We start from the raw sequence: 17074 nt of genomic DNA, 5'->3' as shown, positions 1-17074 counted from the left end.
TCGCACCCGCGTGTTCCGGCCACGGTCTCCCACTCGTCATGTACGCGCCCCTACGATCGGCCCGCACCGACGTCGACGGCAGGAGGCCCTCATGGGAACGCAGGAGTCGGACGAGCAGGCGGGCGGCACGGGACGGCGCGCGCTGCTCGGAGCGGCGGTGCTCGGCGCGGGCGGAGCCGTGTTCGGCCTGTCCGGCACGGCGAGAGCCGCCGGCACCGGGCACGGCGGGGGGCACGGCGGCGGCCTGGGAGGCCTGCCCGTACCGACCGTCATCGGCCACCGCGGCGCCAGCGGCTACCGCCCCGAGCACACCTTCGGCTCCTACGAACTGGCCCTCGACATGGGCGCCGACATCGTCGAGGCCGGCGACCTGGTACCGACCAGGGACGGCCACCTCGTCTGCCGCCACGAGCCCGAGATCGGCGGCACCACCGACGTCGCCGACCACCCCGAGTTCGCCGACCGCGAGCGCACCAAGCTGCTCGACGGCGTCTCCACCACCGGCTGGTTCACCGAGGACTTCACCCTCGCCGAGCTGAAGACGCTCCGCGCGACCGAGCGCATCCCGGCCAACCGCCCGCACAACACCCTCTACGACGGCCGCTGGGAGATCCCCACCTTCGAAGAGGTGCTCCGCTGGCAGAACGAGCAGACCCGCAGGCGGGGCAGGCAGGTCTGGATCTACCCCGAACTCAAGCACCCCACCTACTTCCGCAAGCTGGGCCTGGGCACGGAGGAGCGCCTCGCGCGGCTGCTGCGCAAGTACGGCAAGGACCGCAAGAACTCGCCCGTCGTCATCCAGTCCTTCGAACCCACCAGCATCCAGCGGATGAACAGGCTCGTCGGCAACCCCCTCGCCGTCCTGCTGTCCGGCGCGAACAGCCGCCCCTGGGACTTCGTCGAGACCGGCGACCCGCGCACCACGGCCGACCTGATCACGCCGAAGGGCCTCAAGGAGATCGCCTCCTACGCGCAGGGCATCGGTCCCACGCTCGACCTGATCATCCCGAAGGACTCCGCGGGCCGGCTCACCGAACCGACGACCCTGGTCCGCGACGCGCACCGCGCGGGCCTGATCCTGCACCCCTACACCATGCGCAACGAGAACCCCTTCCTGCCCGCCGAGTTCCGCAAGGGCGGCGACCCCGACGCCTACGGTGACGTCTTCGGGGCGTTCCGCACCTACTTCGCCACCGGCATCGACGGCATCTTCACCGACAACCCGGACACCGGCGTGCTGGCCCGCGAGGACTTCGTCAACGGCTGAGCGTCCGCCCCCGGTTGGGGTGAGCTTCGGCCGCCCGGGCAACCCGCCGCCCGGGCGGCCGCGTCGACGTGCGTATGACGCACGACCTGGTCACCTCCCTGAGTCCCCTGCTCACCGCCGAGGCCGCGGCCGAGGCACATGCGTCCGGGGCCGAGCCCGGCGACCTCGAACAGGCGGTCTGGCTGCGCCTGCTGGAACGCCTGGAGGCCGACGGCCCGCCCTCCGACCCGCACCGCTGGCTGCGCCGCGCCGTCCGCACCGAGGCCCGCCGCACCCGCCGGACGACCCGGCGCGAGCGGCCGTACGAGACCGAGCCCGCCGGTGCCGCCGAGCACGATCCCGAGCAACTCGCCCTCGCCGCCGCCCGGCACCGCGCCCTGCGCGACGCGGTGCGCAGGCTGCCCGGCCGCTGCCCCCGGCTGATGGAGGCGCTGTTGTCGCAGAGAGACCTCACATACCGGGAGATCGCGGGGGAGTTGGGTATCTCACAGGGCAGCCTTGGACCGGAACGTTCCCGATGTCTGGGATGTCTGCGCCGATTGTTGACGCCGGAGGTTGCGGCCCGCTGAGGACGGGGATAGGAGTGGGGGACCACTGGTGATCAGGTGAGCGGGAGGCATGCGCACATGGGCATGAGCGTGACCATCTCGGCGGCGACCGAAAAGGACGCCGAGCAGATCTTCCGGTTGCAGTACCTCTGCTTCCAGAGCGAGGCGGCGCTGTACGGCAACTACCGCATCGACCCGCTCGTCCAGACCCTGGACTCCGTGCGCGGCGAGGTCGCCGCCGACTGCGTCTACGTGGCGCGGCTCGGCGAGGAGGTCGTCGGCTCGGTGCGCGGCCGGGTGAGCGAGGACGGCGCCGCCGCCATCGGCAAGCTGTGCGTCCATCCCCGGCTCCAGGGACACGGCATCGGAGCCCGCCTGCTGCGGGCCGCCGAGGCCGCCCTCGCCGACGAGCGGGGCGCCAAGCGCTTCCGCCTGCACACCGGACACCGCAGCGAGAGCGGCCTGCGGCTGTACCGGCGGGTCGGCTACGAGACGGTGGGCACCGCCCAGGGTGACGACGGCGTTCCCATGATCGTCCTGGAGAAGCCCGCCAAGGCGTACGCGACGACCGCCTGACCCACCGCCGGGACCGTACGGCGGCGTCAAGCGGTGCGGGCCCGGCGCAGCCAGTAGAGCGCGGACAGCGGCAGCAGTACGGGAATGAAGAGGTAGCCCATCCCGTAGTCGGACCACACGGTCGCGTCGTGGAAGGCGGACGGCTCCACCATCGTCCAGGTGCCGACCGTCAGCACGCCCACCAGCTCTGCGGCGCAGCACACCACCGCCGCTCTGCGGGCCGTCTCACCGCCGCGCACCAGCGTGTACGTGATGAACCCGTACACGAGACCCGCCAGGGCGGACAGCGTGTAGGGCAGCGGCGCCCGGTCGAACTCGGTCGCGATCTGGTACGCGGAGCGGGACACGGCGCCGACCACCATCACCCCGTACAGCCACACCAGCAGGATCCCGGGCCCGCTGATCAGCCGCGCACCGGCCGGCTTCTCCTCCGTGGCCACCACGTCAGCCTCCCCAGATGTCATACAGCCGCACCTCCAGGACGGCGAGGACGACGCCGCCCGCGGCCACCGTCACCGAGCCCCAGCGGGTGCGCTCGGCCAGCGACATGAACCCCGCCGCAGGAACACAGGCGAAGGCGCCCAGCAGATACGCCACGAAGATCGTCGTGCCCTGGTCCGGCTCCTCGCCCCGCGCCAGCTGCACGATCCCGACCACGAGCTGGACCAGCGCCAGCAGCGAGACCACGGCCATGCCGATGAAGTGCCAGTCCTTGGTCGGCTGGTCACGGTAGGCCGCCCAGCCGCACCAGGCGGCGAGCAGCAGCGCGGCGACACCGGTCACCAGCGTCAGGGCGTCAAGCATGGCAGCGAGCCTATTACGGCCCAAAAGGCCCGCCGTCCCCGGCCCCGCCCCCGCACCCGGCACCGACCCGCGGCGGACCCGTAGGGTCGGGGGCATGAAGCTCCACGCGCAGGCCCTGCTGTTCGACAACGACGGAACCCTCGTCTCCTCCCTCGAGTCCGTGGGCCGCTGCTGGACGCGGTGGGCCGGCGAGTACGGGATCACCGCGGAGGAGTTCTCACGGGTCGAACTGCACGGCCGGACCGCCGCCGAGATAGCCGCCGACCTGCTCCCCGCCCACGCGGTGCCGCGGGCCGTCGCGCGGATCGAGCAGCTGGAGGTCGAGGACGTGCCGAACGGCGGAGTACGACTGCTGCCCGGCACCCGGGACTTCCTCGACGCGCTGCCCGCCGACCGCTGGGCCGTGGTCACCTCCGCGACCCGGCGGCTCGCCGAGGCCCGGCTCGGGGCCGTCGACGTCCTCCCCAAGAACCTCGTCGCCGCCGACGACGTCACACGCGGCAAGCCCGACCCCGAGCCCTACCTGCTGGGCGCCCGCGTCCTGGGCGTCGACCCGGCCGACTGCGTCGTCTTCGAGGACGCCCCCGCCGGTCTGCGGGCCGGCCGCGCCGCCGGGATGCGGACCGTGGCGTTGGCCACAACCCACCGGCCCGGCGAACTCGAGGCCGACCTGGTGGTCACCGACCTGTCGGCCTTGTCCCCACTGGTCACCGACGCGGGCATCGAGATCGTCGTCCGGGGCTGATCCACCGGCCCGCGACCACACCACCGTCCACCGCTGTCCATCATGCGGACAGCGGCGTCCGGTCACGAGTACACGTCTGCTTTACTGATCGCATGAGCACGACGAGCGACCGCACCCCTGCGACCGAGGCGACGATGACGCCCGGTGCTCGTTGTATGTGCCGCATCGCTCCTCGCACGTGTCGAATGTGCGCCTTCTAGAGGGCCCCTGCACCACCTGAGCCTCGCGCCCCGAAGCGAGCGCCGCTCATGACCGCAACCGTGCCCCGCGCACGCGGCTGAGCCACGCCCCGCGCACACGTTTCTCCCCGGTCAGCCGGGTCGCACCGCCACCGCGAGAACGTGCCGCGTTCCGAAGGACCCCAAGCCCCCGAAGAACAACGCCCCGTGCCCGGCGCCCACCACCGCGCCGCGCACTCGACAGTGACGGAAACCCACGTGATCACCACATCGGGCCTCACGAAGGTCTATCGCTCACGCGGCCGCGAGGTCACCGCCCTGGACGGCGTCGACCTGCACGTCCGCGAGGGCGAGGTGTACGGCGTCATCGGCCAGTCCGGCGCCGGCAAGTCCTCGCTCATCCGCTGCGTCAACCTCCTGGAGCGGCCCACGGCCGGCACGGTGACCGTCGCCGGCCAGGACCTCACCGCGCTGGCCGGCCGCGGCCCCCGCGCGAGCCGCGAACTGCGGCAGGCACGCAGCCGCATCGGCATGGTCTTCCAGCACTTCAACCTGCTCTCCGCGCGGACCGTGCGGGACAACGTCGAACTGCCCCTGGAGATCCTCGGCAAGTCCGGGAAGGAACGTTCCCGCAAGGCGCTGGAGCTGCTCGACCTCGTCGGCCTCGCCGACAAGGCGGGGGCCTATCCCGCCCAGCTCTCCGGCGGCCAGAAGCAGCGCGTCGGCATCGCCCGCGCCCTGGCCGGCGACCCCAAGGTGCTGCTCTCCGACGAGGCCACCAGCGCCCTCGACCCGGAGACCACCCGCTCCATCCTCCAGCTGCTGCGCGACCTGAACCAGCAGCTCGGTCTGACCGTTCTGCTCATCACCCACGAGATGGACGTCGTCAAGACCATCTGCGACTCCGCCGCCCTCATGGAACACGGCCGCATCGTCGAGTCCGGCACCGTCGGCGAACTCCTCGCCACTCCGGGCTCCGAACTGGCCGCCGCGCTCTTCCCGGTCGGCGGCGACGCCTCCGCCGACGACCGCACCGTCCTCGACATCACCTTCCACGGCGAGGCCGCCACCCAGCCGGTCGTCTCCCAGCTCTCCCGCACCTACAACATCGACATATCGATCCTCGGCGCCGCCATCGACACCGTCGGCGGCCTCCAGGTCGGCCGGATGCGCATCGAACTGCCCGGCCGCTACGAGGACAACGTCGTGCCCGTCGGCTTCCTGCGCGAACAGGGCCTCCAGATCGACGTGGTGAACGCGACGAGCGAGACGCCGTCCGCGCTGGTGAAGGAAGGTGCCAAGTGACCTGGTCCGAGATGCAGCCCCTGCTGGAGCAGGCCTCCTGGGAGACCCTGATCATGGTCGGCTGGTCCACCCTGATCGCCGTCGTCGCGGGACTCCCGCTCGGTGTCCTGCTCGTCCTCAGCGACCGGGGCGGACTGCTCCAGAACGTCGTGGTCAACAAGGTCGTCGGCCAGGTCGTGAACGTGGGCCGCTCGATGCCGTTCATCATCCTGATGGTCGCGCTGATGAGCTTCACCCGCTGGGTCACCGGCACCACCATCGGCAGCGAGGCCGCGATCGTGCCGCTCGCCATCGGCGGCATCCCGTTCTTCGCGCGCCTCGTCGAGACCGCCGTGCGCGAGGTCGACGGAGGGCTCGTCGAGGCCGTCCAGTCCATGGGCGGGAACACCTGGACCATCGTCCGCAAGGTCCTGGTCCCCGAGGCGCTCCCGTCCCTGATCGCCAGCACCACCACCACGGTCATCGCGCTCATCGGCTACTCGGCCATGGCCGGCACCGTCGGCGGCGGCGGCCTCGGCGACCTCGCCGTCCGCTACGGCTACCAGCGCTTCGAGACCGGGCTGATGTGGATCACCGTCGCGCTCCTCGCCGTCGCCATCTCCCTCATCCAGTTCGCCGGCGACTACGCGGCCCGCACCCTGCACAGCCGCGGGCGCGGCGGCGCCGCCCCCAGGCTCCGGCTGCTCAAGGCGAAGGAACCCGCCGCCGCCGACATCGGCAAGGTCGCCTGACCCACCCCTCCCAAAGACTCCCCGTTGTACCCGAGACGGGGTCGCACCACCTCAGGAAAGGCACTTTTCGTGCGTAACACCGCCAAGATCACCACCGCCGTCCTCGCCACCGGAGCCCTCACCCTCGGTCTCTCCGCCTGCGGCTCGGACAAGGACTCCGCCTCCGACACCTCCGGCCCGCTGGTCGTCGCCGCGACGCCCGTCCCGCACGCCGAGATCCTCACCTACGTCAAGGACAACCTGGCGCAGAAGGAGGGCCTCGACCTGGAGGTCAAGGAGTTCACCGACTACGTCACGCCGAACACGGCGACGGAGGACGGCTCGGTGGGCGCCAACTACTTCCAGACCGAGCCCTACCTCGCGGACTTCAACAAGAAGAACGGCACGCACCTGAAGTCCGTGGCCTCGGTGCACCTGGAGCCGCTCGGCCTGTACTCCCACAAGGCCGACAAGGCCGGCGACCTGAAGAACGGCGCGACCATCGCCCTGCCCAACGACACCGTCACCGAGGCCCGCGCGCTGCAGCTGCTCGCCTCGGAGGGCCTGATCACCCTCAAGGACGGCGCGGGCAACTCGGCCACCACCGCCGACATCACCAAGAACCCGAAGAACCTCGAGTTCAAGGAGCTGGAGGCGGCCCAGACCCCGCGCTCCCTGAACGACGTCGACGCCGCGGTGATCAACGGCAACTACGCCCTCGAGGCCGACCTCAAGCCGGCCAAGGACGCCCTCGTCCTGGAGTCCGCCAAGGACAACCCGAACGTCAACCTCCTCGTCGTCAAGGAGGGCCAGGAGGACGACCCGCGGGTCAAGAAGCTCGCGAGGCTCCTCACCTCGCCCGAGGTCGAGAAGTACATCGAGGACAACTTCGCCGGGTCCGTGCTCCCCTCCTTCTGATCCGTCCCTGCTCCGGTCCCGATCCGAACAGCGCGTCCCGCACCGGGTCCGCTCCGCACGGCGGAGCGGACCCGGTGGTGCGGTTGAGTGCTTTCATGCTGCATGCTGGGCAGTTCGAGCAGGCCCTGACGGTTACACAGGTTACGGAGCGGCGCATGACGAGCACCTTCCCCAACATCTCCATCAGCACGGAGCGGTTGGTGCTGCGCCCCCTCGACGAGGACGACGTCCCGGCCCTCGCCGCCATGATGAACGACGAGCAGGTCGCCGCCTGGACCCACGTCCCCCAGCCCTTCACCGAGGACGGCGCCCGCGCCTGGATCGGCGGCCACGCCCCCGCCGAGCGCACCGCCGGCCGCGGCCTCGACCTCGCCGTCACCGAGTTCCTCACCCAGCGGCTGGTCGGCGTCGTGCAGCTGGCCAAGACCAACTGGCACGTCCGGTCCACCGAACTGTCGTACATCATCGCCCCCTGGGCCCGCGGCGAGGGCTACGCCTCCGAGGCGGCCCTGGCCACCGCCCAGTGGCTCTTCGGCGACCAGAAGTTCGAACGCGTCGAGCTGCGCACCGCGGCCGACAACACCGCCTCCCAGCAGGTCGCCCAGAAGATCGGCTGCATCAGCGAGGGGGTCCTGCGCAACGCCTGTATAGCGCGGGTCCGCACCGAGGACGGCCTCTGGACGGACGTACGCACCGACTTCATCGTGTGGAGCCTGCTGCCGGAGGACCTGGAGGGTGGGTCCGGGCAGCTCACCGACAACGGCGACTTCACCGCCTTCACGGACTGGAACTGACCCCGGGGGCCGACGCCGCCGCTCCGGGACCGGGCCGCAGCGGGTACCCTCACGGGGCGCGCCCGCGCATGGTTTCGTGACCACGACCTGCGAAATTCCTGGAGACTGACGACGATGGCCGACCGTGTCACGGTGATCGGCTGGGACGGTTCACCGCTGACCGCCGCGGCACGCTCCGCACTGGGTGCCGCCACGCTGGTGGCCGGCGCCGCCCACCACCTGGCACTTCCCGAGGTACCGCCCACCGCAGAGCGCATCCGTCTCGGCAGCGTGGCCCTCGCCGCCCGGCGCATCGCCGCCCACCGCGGCACGACCGTCGTCCTCGCCGACGGGGACCCCGGCTTCTTCGGCGTCGTACGCACCCTGCGGGCGCCCGAGTTCGGCCTGGAGGTGGAGGTCGTCCCCGCCGTCTCCTCCGTGGCCGCCGCCTTCGCCCGCGCCGGGATGCCCTGGGACGACGCCCATGTGGTCGTCGCCCACCCCCGCACCCTGCGACGTGCGGTGAACGTATGCCGGGCCCACACCAAGGTCGCGGTCCTCACCTCCCCGGGCGCCGGGCCCGCCGAACTCGGCCTGCTGATGGAGGGCGTCCACCGCACCTTCGTCATCTGCGAGGAACTCGGCACCACACGCGAGCGGGTCACCGTCGTCACCTCCGACAAGGCCGCCGACCACACCTGGCGCGACCCGAACGTCGTCATCGTGGCCGGCGGCAGCGTCGGCCCGGGCGTGGCACCCGACGGCACCGGCTGGATCGCCGGCCGCGACCCCGCCGCCGGACCGCGCGGCTGGTCCCTGCCCGCCGAGGCGTACGCCGGCCCGCTGGGCGAGGGGGAGACCGATCTGCTGCGCACGGCCCAACTCGCCAGGCTCGGACCCCGCCCGGGGGACCTGGTGTGGGACATCGGCTCCGGCAGCGGTGCCTTCGCCACCGAGGCGGCACGGGGCGGCGCCGCCGTCATCGCGGTGGACCGCGACGCCGACGCCTGCGCCCGCACCGAGGCCACCGCACGCCACTTCGGCGTCCAGCTCCAGACCGTGCACGGCACCGCGCCGCACGTCCTGGAGAACCTGCCCGAACCCGACGTCGTCCGTGTCGGCGGCGGGGGAGCGGCCGTGGTCTCCGCGGTCGCCGACCGGCGCCCGCAGCGCATCGTGGCGCACGCCGCGACCCGTGACGCGGCCGAACTCGTGGGCAGGGACCTGACGGAGCACGGGTACCGGGTCGAGTGCGCCCTGCTCCAGTCCGTCGGACTGGACACCCGGACGTGGACGGAGACGGAGCGGAGCGTCGCGTTCCTGCTCGCCGGTGAAATCCCGCGGCGCGAAGCGCCTCGTTGAGGGGCGGTGGCCGGGCGGCGGGTGGGACTGCCGGACCGCGCCCCGTGATCGGTTGTTCATACCGCGCGGGGTAGGCTGGCGGATTGTTGTACCGCACTCGGACACCCGGCACTTCGTCGGCCGATGTCCGCAAAAACCCGCACCTTCCGGGGCGGGTGTGGTACGGCAGAACCGGAGGACGCGCAACGTGGCGCAGTCCACAGCGGGCCGTCGCGGATCAAGCTGTCGTGGCGGGGGAACGACCGCGACAATGCCACTCAATGGCTTTGTCGTCTTTCCTGCGGGTCGTTCGTGCCGCTGGGCACGCACGCTCGTTCTTCACTGTGGGGCGGTCGGTGCGCCGCCCCGGGTGAGCTGGTCGTAGAAGCACTAACCGATGGGCGAGGGGTTACGCATGACCGACACCGGCCAGATCCCCGGCGAGGGGCTGCCGGAGAACGCAGGCATGGTGGAGCAGCCGGGCGTCCCCGCACCCGGCGCGTACACCTACCTCTCCGAGGCCGAAGCCGAGGACGAGGACCTGTTGTTGCTGCCGGGAGCCCAGGGTGCATGGGGCAACGAGGTCGCGCCGCCCGCGCCGGAGCCGGTCGTCGAGACCGTGCACCAGCCGGGCCCGCACGAGCTGTCCGGACGTGACAGCGGCTCGGTCGACCTCAATGGCGTCCGCCTGCCCGATCCGGCGCAGGACCCCGCGACCGCCCCGGCCCCGCCGCGCAGGCCCCTGCACCTCGGCCCGCCGATTCCCGACACCTCCGCCAGCCCGGTCCGCTCCCTCGCCGACCGCGGCCCGGCCGACGCTCCGGTACGGCACTCCGGACCGCCGGCCGCCGGCCCGGAGTACCTCGACGGCCAGCAGGCCGCCGCGACGCCTCCGCAGGCCGCCGCGCCCTGGGGAGCGCAGAACGAGCCCCAGACCGCGCCGGCGCCGGTGAGCGCCGCGGCGGGGCATGCGGAAACGGTTATTCCGGTACCGGAGCAGGCGTCGGAGCCGGTGGGCGCCGCCCAGGCGCTCGTCACGCGCGTCGCCACGGAGGCCGTCGCGGCGACGGGTGGAACGGGCACGCCCGAGCCCGAGTCCGGCGAGGATTCCGCGCCGGTGGCCCACGTACCCGGCCCGGCGGAGGAGCCTGCTCCCGAGCCGGTCGTCGCGGAGCCCACTCCCGAGCCGTTCGCCACGGAGCCCACTCCCGAGCCGTTCGCCACGGACCCCATGGCCCTGGCGGGTGACGAAGGCCAAGAGGCCCAGGCGGCCGAAGGCGCCGAGGGGGCCGACGCGGTCTCCGAGCCGTCGGCTCCCGAGGAACCGGTGGCGTGGGAGGAACCCCGGCCCGCCGAGGCTCCCGCGCCTCAGGAGGCCCCGCCGGCCGAGGCTCCCGCGCTACAGGACGCCCCGGTTCCGGAGATGCCCGCGCCGCAGGACGCCCCGGTCCCGGAGATGCCCGCGCCGCAGGACGCCCCGGTCCCGGAGATGCCCGCGCCGCAGGACGCCCCTGTCCCGGAGATGCCCGCGCCGCCCGTCCCGGCAGCCGAACCCGCACCCGAGGTCACCGAGCCCGAACCGGCCCCGGCGCCGGAGGCACTGGTGGCCACCGAACCGCCCGCACCGGCGCAGCAGGAGGAGGTGCCGCAGCCCGAGCCGCAGGCACCCCCCGTACCGCAGGATCCGGCACCGGCACAGCCGGAGGTCGAGTTCGCCGCGCAGCCGCCCGCCGAGCCCGCCCCCGAAGCCCACCCCACCGCCGAAGAGGCCCCGGACGTACCGCAGGAGGACGTGCCCCAGGACGCGGCCGTGTTCCCCGCCCCGCCCGAGCCCGCGGCCACCGACGCGACTCCGGTCGCCGCCACCGCCGAGCAGCCCCGGCCCGAGCAGGCGCCCGTCGCCCAGGAACCGCAGCCCGACGACTCGGTCGGCCGGTTCCTGCCGGTCGACGGTGCTCCCGTGCCCACCACCCCGCACCTCGCCCCCACCCCGCCGGAGGCGCTGGTCCTTCCGCCGGAGGGCCTGGCCGCGGAACCCGGCACCGAGGCCCCCGCGACGGACCCCGCACCCGAGATCCCGGCCCCCCGCGAGGCCGACCCGGGCCTCGCCCAGAGCGCCGACGACCTGGACACCCACGCCGCCGACCAGGACGACCTCGTCGACGCCGCCGCGCCGGCCCCGGAGCAGACGGCGTCCCAGGACGTACGCCGGTCCGCCGGACCCGCGGCCCCCGCCTACGACGACGCCGAGCGCGAGGCCGTACTGAAGGTCATGCGCGAGCGGCGCGACATCCGCAACGGCTTCCGCGGCGACCCCATCCCGCACGAGGTGCTGCTCCGCGTCCTGGAGGCCGCGCACACGGCGCCTTCCGTGGGCCACTCGCAGCCCTGGGACTTCGTCGTCATCCGCTCCGCCGACACCCGCCGCGCCATGCACGAACTGGCGATGCGTCAGCGCGAGGCGTACGCGAAGTCCCTCCCCAAGGGCCGGGCCAAGCAGTTCAAGGAACTGAAGATCGAGGCCATCCTCGACACCCCGGTCAACATCGTCGTCACCGCCGACCCGACGCGCGGCGGCCGGCACACCCTGGGCCGGCACACCCAGCCGCAGATGGCGCCGTACTCCTCGGCGCTCGCCGTCGAGAACCTGTGGCTCGCCGCCCGCGCCGAGGGCCTCGGCGTCGGCTGGGTCAGCTTCTTCGACGAGCGCGAGATGGTCCGCGCCCTGGGCCTGCCCGAGCACCTGGACGTCGTCGCCTACCTGTGCGTCGGCTACGTCGACGAGTTCCCGGACGAGCCCGAGCTGATGCAGGCCGGCTGGTCCAAGCGCCGCCCGCTGTCCTGGGTCGTGCACGAGGAGACGTACGGCCGTCGCGCCCTGCCCGGCGAGGCGCCGCACGACCTGCTCGCCGAGACCGTCGCGCAGATCCGCCCGCTGGACGCCAAGGCGCTCGGCGAGGCGTGGGAGCGGCAGAAGCGGATGACCAAGCCGGCCGGCGCGCTCGGCATGCTGGAGATCATCTCCGCCCAGCTCTCCGGGCTCTCCCGGCAGTGCCCGCCGCCCATCCCGGAGCCCGCGGCCGTCGCGGTCTTCGCCGGTGACCACGGAGTGCACGCCCAGGGCGTCACCCCCTGGCCGCAGGAGGTCACCGCCCAGATGGTGGCCAACTTCCTCGGCGGGGGAGCGGTCTGCAACGCGTTCGCGACCCAGGTCGGCGCCGAGGTCTGCGTCGTGGACGTCGGCGTCGCCACCGACCTGCCCGCCACGCCCGGCCTGCTGCCCCGTAAGGTCCGGGCCGGCACGTCCGACATGACCACCGGCCCCGCGATGACCCGCGAGGAGGCCAAGCAGGCCGTCGAGGTCGGCATCGAGACCGCCCGCGACCTGGTGGCGGCGGGCAACAAGGCGCTGCTCACCGGCGAGATGGGCATCGCCAACACCACCGCGTCCGCTGCGCTGATCTCGGTCTTCACCGGCGCCGACCCCGCCGAGGTCACCGGCCGGGGCACCGGCATCAACGACGAGACGCTGGCCCGCAAGACCGAGGTCGTCCGCCGCGCCCTGGAACTCCACCAGCCGGACCCGGCCGACCCGCTGGGCGTCCTCGCCGCCATCGGAGGATTCGAGCACGCCGCCATCGTCGGCCTGCTCCTCGGCGGCGCCTCCCTGCGCACGCCGGTGATCCTGGACGGTGTCAGCGCCGGCGCCGCCGCCCTGGTGGCCCGGGCGATCGCCCCCGAGGTCCTCGCGGCCTGCATCGCGGGCCACCGCAGCGCCGAGCCGGGACACGTCGCCGCGCTCAACAAGCTCGGCCTGCGTCCCCTGGTCGACCTGGACCTCCGCCTCGGCGAGGGCACCGGCGCGCTGCTGGCCCTGCCGATGGTGCAGAGCACCGCGCGGGCGATGCACGAGGTGGCGACCTTCGACTCGGCCGGGGTCACCGAGAAGTAGCACCGCGACGCGCCGGACGGGCGGAGCGGGAGCGGGCGGCGGCAGATCCGTCGCCACCGTCCCGCCACCGCCCCGGGCCGGCCGTACGCTGGACCGACCTCGTGCCGCCCGTGCACGTCTTTTACAATCCGCACGTATCCGCACGTCAGGGCCGCTCCACCGACGCAGCGCCCCCCCCGCATGTCAGGACGAGGAGCCCACCCTGATGGCCGAACACCCCGCCTACCCCGTAGGCCTCCGCCTCACCGGCCGTCGCGTGGTCGTCCTCGGCGGCGGTCAGGTCGCCCAGCGCCGCCTGCCCGCGCTGATCGCGGCGGGCGCCGACGTCCTCCTCGTCTCTCCCTCGGCGACCGCGTCGGTCGAGGCGATGGTGGACGCGGGCGAACTCACCTGGGAGCGACGCCGGTACGCGGAAGGCGACCTCACGGACGCCTGGTACGCCCTGATCGCCACCAGTGACGCCGAGGCCAACGCCGCCGCCTCCGCCGAGGGCGAGCGGCGCCGCGTCTGGTGCGTCCGCGCCGACGACGCCGACCGGGCCACCGCGTGGACCCCGGCGTCCGGCCACAGCGCGGGCGTGACCGTGGCCGTGCTCACCACCGACGCGCGCGACCGGGACCCCCGCCACACCGCCGCCATCCGCGACGCGGTCGTGGAGGGCCTGCGCGACGGGACGCTCGTCGCCCCGCACCAGCGCACCCGGGCCACCGGCGTCGCCCTCGTCGGCGGCGGCCCCGGCGACCCGGACCTGATCACCGTCCGGGGACGCCGCCTGCTCGCCGAGGCCGACGTCGTCATCGCCGACCGGCTCGGCCCGCGCGACCTGCTCGCCGAGCTGCCGCCGCACGTCGAGGTCATCGACGCCGCGAAGATCCCGTACGGCCGTTTCATGGCCCAGGAGGCCATCAACAACGCGCTGATCGAGCACGCCAAGCAGGGCAAGGCCGTGGTCCGGCTGAAGGGCGGCGACCCGTTCGTCTTCGGCAGGGGCATGGAGGAGGCGCAGGCGCTGGCCGAGGCGGGCATCCCGTGCACCGTGGTCCCCGGCATCTCCAGCTCCATCTCGGTGCCCGGCGCGGTCGGCATCCCGGTCACCCACCGCGGCGTCGCCCACGAGTTCACCGTGGTCAGCGGCCATGTCGCCCCCGACGACGAGCGCTCCCTGGTCGACTGGGCGTCCCTCGCCAAGCTCACCGGCACCCTCGTGATCCTGATGGGCGTCGACAAGATCGGCCGGATCGCCGAGACCCTCGTCGCGCACGGCAGGTCCCCCGAGACGCCGGTCGCCCTGGTCCAGGAGGGCACGACGGCCGCCCAGCGCCGGGTGGACGCGACCCTCGCCACCGTCGCCGACCGGGTCGTCTCCGAGGGCGTCAGGCCCCCGGCCGTCATCGTCGTCGGCGAGGTCGTCGGCGTGGGCCCGCACGGGACGGTCTGACATGGGCGACATCGTCACCGTCGACGACCCCGGCGACCCGCGACTGCACGACTACACGAACCTGACCGACGTCGAACTGCGCCGTCGCCGCGAACCCGCCGAGGGCCTGTTCATCGCCGAGGGCGAGAAGGTCATCCGCAGGGCCGGCGAGGCGGGCTACGCGATGCGCTCGATGCTGCTGTCCGCCAAGTGGGTCGACACCATGCGCGACGTCATCGAAGAGGCCCCCGCCCCCGTGTACGTCGTGGACCCCGTGCTCGCCGAGCGGGTCACCGGCTACCACGTCCACCGCGGCGCCCTCGCCTCCATGCGGCGCAGGCCGCTCCCGGCCACCGCCGACCTGCTGCGCACCGCCCGGCGCGTCGTGGTCATGGAGTCGGTCAACGACCACACCAACATCGGCGCGATCTTCCGCTCCGCCGCCGCCCTCGGAATGGACGCGGTCCTGCTCTCCCCGGACTGCGCCGACCCCCTGTACCGGCGCAGCGTGAAGGTCTCCATGGGCGCGGTCTTCTCCGTGCCCTACGCCCGCCTCGACACCTGGCCGGCCGGGCTGGAGACGGTCCGCGAGGGAGGCTTCTCGCTGCTCGCCCTCACGCCGGACGCACGGGCCGAGCCCCTCGACGAGGTCGCCCCGCACCGCATGGACCGGGTGGCCCTCATGCTGGGCGCCGAGGGTGACGGGCTGTCCCGTCGGGCGCTGGCCGCGTCCGACACCTGGGTCCGCATCCCGATGTCCCACGGCGTCGACTCCCTGAACGTGGGCGCGGCGGCGGCGGTCGCCTTCTACGCGGTGACGGTGGGCCGCCCCACGGCGTAGCCCGCGGCTACCGCCCCGGTGCCGGGTCCCCGGAGCGGGATCCGCCGCCGGGCACCTGCACCCGCTCCTGAGCCGCCCGTACGACACCGCGGTCGTCGCCGAGCCCCTGCGACGGCCCCTGGCAGCCCTGCGCGACGGCGATACCCAGCGCGACCAGCAGCGTCACCACCACGAAGACGAACAGGCGCTGCCGCAGCAGCCGCGGGTTCGCGGGGCGGCGCCGCCCGGTTCCCGTGGTTCTCGGCCCGGTGCGGCCGGTCCCGCTGCGCGGCCCCGGCCGGCCGCCGTCGTTGCGTGTGTTGCCGCGGCCGGTGCCGTCGCGGGGGGCGGGCGTGGACCGGGACGAGGACCGGGCGCCCGTACCGCCGTTGCGCGACGGCGTACCCCCGCGCGCGGGCGTACCCCCACGCGACGGAGTGGCGCGCCGGGGCGCCGGCCCACGGGACCCCGGGGTGCTCCGCGGCGCCGGGGTGCCCTGCGTACGCCGTGGCGCGCGCTCGGGGTAGGTGTCGGCGAGCCGTCCCGTCGGCAGGTCGGCCTCCGCGCTGCGCGGCGCCGGCGGCCGGGCGTCGGCCAGGCCCTGGGCCTCGCGGGCGGCGATCTCCTTCAGCCGCAGCGACAGTTGCAGCGTGCTGGGGCGCTCCTCGGGGTCCTTGGCCAGGCACGCCCGCACCAGCGGGGCCAGCGCGTCGGGAACGCCGTGCAGCTGGGCCTCCTCGTGCACCACGCGGTACAGCATCACCTCGGAACTGCCGTGCCCGAAGGGCGAGTCGCCCATCGAGGCGTACGCCAGCGTGGCACCGAGCGAGAACACGTCCGTGGCCGGCGTGACCGCCGCCCCGCGCACCTGCTCCGGCGCGAGGAACCCGGGGGAGCCGACCGCGGTGCCCACGTGGGTGAGGGTGGAGGCGCCCGTCGCCCAGGCGATGCCGAAGTCGATGATCCGCGGCCCCTTCGGGGACAGCAGGATGTTGGACGGCTTCAGGTCCCGGTGCACCACCCCGGCCTCGTGCACCGCGACCAGCCCCTCGGAGAGGGCGGCGCCCACGGCGGCGACGTCCGCCGCGCCGAGCGGGCCCCCGTCGACGACCTTGTCGTGCAGGGAGGGGCCGGGCACGTACTGCGTGGCGAACCAGGGGCGGTCGGCGTCCAGGTCGGCGGCGACCAGCCGGGCGGTGCAGCCGCCCCGGATCCGCCGGGCCGCCGAGACCTCACGCGCGAAGCGCGACCGGAACTCCTGGTCCTCGGCCAGGTCCGGCCGGATGACCTTCAGCGCGACCCGCTGCCCCTTCTTGTCGGAGCCCAGGTAGACCACGCCCATTCCACCCGCGCCGAGCCGCCTGTGAAGCCTGAACGAGCCGACGACGCGCGGGTCCTCGCGCCTCAGGCGCATCATCGCCATGTTCATCCCCGCTGCCCGGTCCCTGTGACGAGCCACAGCTTACGTTTCCACGGCCGCCCGCGCGCAGAGGCCGCGCCCTCTCGCGACGACGGATTGTCAGTGCGGGGTGCGACAGTTGAGGGGCGGTCAGGAAACGGGCGGGCGATCCGCCCCCGGCCCGCCGGTGATCCCAACCGACCGTCAAGGGCGGGGGATTGGGTCCGGGACGGGAGGCCGGGCGGTGCGGGTGGAGGACGCCGGGAGGACGCCGGGTGCCTGCCGTGCGGGCCGGTCCGGGTCGGACGGCCGGTGGAGAC

Annotated in this window: 15 protein-coding genes; 12 read left to right on the top strand and 3 right to left on the bottom strand. The window is 73.6% G+C overall.

Annotated features, from left to right (window positions below; all coding sequences use genetic code 11):
- The first annotated feature begins 91 nt into the window (after positions 1 to 91).
- The 3 genes from OIE75_RS07095 (at position 92) to OIE75_RS07085 (ending at position 2391) form a co-directional block, all read left to right on the top strand.
- Positions 92 to 1267, top strand: coding sequence for a glycerophosphodiester phosphodiesterase (locus OIE75_RS07095; protein WP_329470008.1), 1176 nt, complete (start codon positions 92 to 94; stop codon positions 1265 to 1267).
- Between the two features lie 74 nt (positions 1268 to 1341).
- On the top strand, positions 1342 to 1836 hold the full coding sequence (locus tag OIE75_RS07090) for an RNA polymerase sigma factor (RefSeq protein WP_307010622.1): 495 nt from the start codon (positions 1342 to 1344) through the stop codon (positions 1834 to 1836).
- 57 nt (positions 1837 to 1893) lie between these two features.
- Positions 1894 to 2391 carry a GNAT family N-acetyltransferase gene (locus OIE75_RS07085; RefSeq protein WP_307010621.1) on the top strand — a complete coding sequence of 166 codons (498 nt, stop codon included), beginning with the start codon at positions 1894 to 1896 and terminating at the stop codon, positions 2389 to 2391.
- A 26-nt stretch (positions 2392 to 2417) separates the two neighbouring features.
- Here OIE75_RS07085 and OIE75_RS07080 read toward each other — a convergent pair whose 3' ends face one another.
- On the bottom strand, positions 2418 to 2834 hold the full coding sequence (locus OIE75_RS07080; protein ID WP_122617246.1) for a hypothetical protein: 417 nt from the start codon (positions 2832 to 2834) through the stop codon (positions 2418 to 2420).
- 1 nt (position 2835) lies between these two features.
- Positions 2836 to 3195 carry a hypothetical protein gene (locus tag OIE75_RS07075; RefSeq protein ID WP_122617245.1) on the bottom strand — a complete coding sequence of 120 codons (360 nt, stop codon included), beginning with the start codon at positions 3193 to 3195 and terminating at the stop codon, positions 2836 to 2838.
- Between the two features lie 94 nt (positions 3196 to 3289).
- Between OIE75_RS07075 and OIE75_RS07070 the strand changes: the two genes are divergently transcribed.
- The 9 genes from OIE75_RS07070 to OIE75_RS07030 all read left to right on the top strand — a co-directional run bounded on the left by OIE75_RS07070 (position 3290) and on the right by OIE75_RS07030 (position 15376).
- Complete coding sequence (locus OIE75_RS07070) at positions 3290 to 3940, top strand: HAD family hydrolase (RefSeq protein ID WP_307010620.1); 651 nt, start codon at positions 3290 to 3292, stop codon at positions 3938 to 3940.
- 437 nt (positions 3941 to 4377) lie between these two features.
- Positions 4378 to 5424, top strand: a complete 1047-nt coding sequence (locus tag OIE75_RS07065) for a methionine ABC transporter ATP-binding protein (RefSeq protein WP_307010619.1) — start codon at positions 4378 to 4380, stop codon at positions 5422 to 5424.
- Complete coding sequence (locus tag OIE75_RS07060) at positions 5421 to 6155, top strand: methionine ABC transporter permease (protein ID WP_329470005.1); 735 nt, start codon at positions 5421 to 5423, stop codon at positions 6153 to 6155. Before OIE75_RS07065 ends, OIE75_RS07060 begins: the two co-directional genes overlap by 4 nt.
- 69 nt (positions 6156 to 6224) lie before the next feature.
- Entirely contained in the window at positions 6225 to 7052 is an 828-nt protein-coding gene (locus tag OIE75_RS07055) for a MetQ/NlpA family ABC transporter substrate-binding protein (protein ID WP_329470004.1), read from the top strand.
- Between the two features lie 155 nt (positions 7053 to 7207).
- A complete protein-coding gene (locus tag OIE75_RS07050) occupies positions 7208 to 7846 on the top strand; it encodes a GNAT family N-acetyltransferase (RefSeq protein ID WP_329470002.1) in 639 nt (212 codons plus the stop codon).
- Between the two features lie 114 nt (positions 7847 to 7960).
- On the top strand, positions 7961 to 9187 hold the full coding sequence (cbiE, locus tag OIE75_RS07045; RefSeq protein ID WP_329470001.1) for a precorrin-6y C5,15-methyltransferase (decarboxylating) subunit CbiE: 1227 nt from the start codon (positions 7961 to 7963) through the stop codon (positions 9185 to 9187).
- 394 nt (positions 9188 to 9581) lie between these two features.
- On the top strand, positions 9582 to 13118 hold the full coding sequence (gene cobT / locus OIE75_RS07040; RefSeq protein WP_329470000.1) for a nicotinate-nucleotide--dimethylbenzimidazole phosphoribosyltransferase: 3537 nt from the start codon (positions 9582 to 9584) through the stop codon (positions 13116 to 13118).
- Between the two features lie 205 nt (positions 13119 to 13323).
- Positions 13324 to 14556 (top strand): uroporphyrinogen-III C-methyltransferase, encoded by a 1233-nt coding sequence (cobA, locus tag OIE75_RS07035; protein WP_329469998.1) that lies wholly within the window; start codon positions 13324 to 13326, stop codon positions 14554 to 14556.
- Between the two features lies 1 nt (position 14557).
- On the top strand, positions 14558 to 15376 hold the full coding sequence (locus OIE75_RS07030; RefSeq protein WP_307010613.1) for a TrmH family RNA methyltransferase: 819 nt from the start codon (positions 14558 to 14560) through the stop codon (positions 15374 to 15376).
- A 7-nt stretch (positions 15377 to 15383) separates the two neighbouring features.
- On the opposite strand, the gene OIE75_RS07025 is transcribed toward OIE75_RS07030, so the two are convergent.
- Positions 15384 to 16784, bottom strand: a complete 1401-nt coding sequence (locus tag OIE75_RS07025; RefSeq protein ID WP_329469996.1) for a serine/threonine protein kinase — start codon at positions 16782 to 16784, stop codon at positions 15384 to 15386.
- Positions 16785 to 17074 lie beyond the last annotated feature (290 nt).

The organism is Streptomyces sp. NBC_01723 (genome assembly GCF_036246005.1).
Classification (GTDB): Bacteria; Actinomycetota; Actinomycetes; order Streptomycetales; family Streptomycetaceae; genus Streptomyces.
This window is presented reverse-complemented; position numbering and strand designations above follow the sequence as displayed.